This is a genomic window from Streptococcus sp. GMD4S (assembly GCF_000296955.1).
This window is the reverse complement of record NZ_AJRE01000358.1, coordinates 1-686: the sequence shown is the minus strand read 5'-3', so window position 1 is coordinate 686 and position 686 is coordinate 1. Positions and strand designations below refer to the sequence as shown.

Here is a 686-nt window from a genome sequence, read left to right as displayed (position 1 = left end):
TGTCCGCATCCCAGCCCTCATCCTTGCTGTGGTTGTTGGTATCCTAACGATTATCTTTACCTTCATTGCAAGCTTTATCTGGAATCCAGATAAGAAGAGAGAGGCTCTTGGTTAAAAAATACAATTATCCCTTGGCTTTTGCCAAGGGATATTTCTTTTATTCGATTTTCCATTTTTGGGACAACCAGTTGGAAAAGGCTAGAAATCGCTCAGCAACTTGCTCATGATGCCCATAAGGATCAAAGACAAATTGACCAGTTGGATAACGTTTCTGAAGACTGGTATGGATCTGCTCAGCATAGGCTGGTGCCTGAGCCAGACGATTGGTATGATGAACTCCTTCTGTTTGACCATTCTGTAAATACAGTAAACAATCTAAATTTTTCACCCTTTCATCCTTGCAATAAGTCGTAAAATCAGGATACCAAAAGGAACCGCAGATAGAGAAGATACAGGAGACCTTGTCAAAGCTGAATAGACTGTAGACTGCCGCCAGTCCACCTAATGAGTATCCTCCATAGGCAAGGCGATCTTCGTCCAGGCGATAAAGAGACCGCAACTTATCTAAAAGACCTCCAAATAAATGACCATGATAGGCATTTGCCTGACCGCCAAAATCCGGAGCCCCCTCTCTCAGAGCAGAGGCCTTCCAGGGTGTGTAGTCATCTAGGCGATTTTTAGAGGTC

At 43.9% G+C, this 686-nt stretch carries 1 protein-coding gene and 1 pseudogene; one reads left to right on the top strand and one right to left on the bottom strand.

Annotated features, from left to right (window positions below):
* Positions 1-115: pseudogene (locus GMD4S_RS13380) on the top strand (lysophospholipid acyltransferase family protein); the annotation flags it as partial.
* 42 nt (positions 116-157) lie between these two features.
* Here GMD4S_RS13380 and GMD4S_RS09890 read toward each other — a convergent pair.
* Positions 158-686: hypothetical protein (locus tag GMD4S_RS09890; protein WP_000319200.1), on the bottom strand; the 529-nt coding region annotated here is incomplete at its 5' end.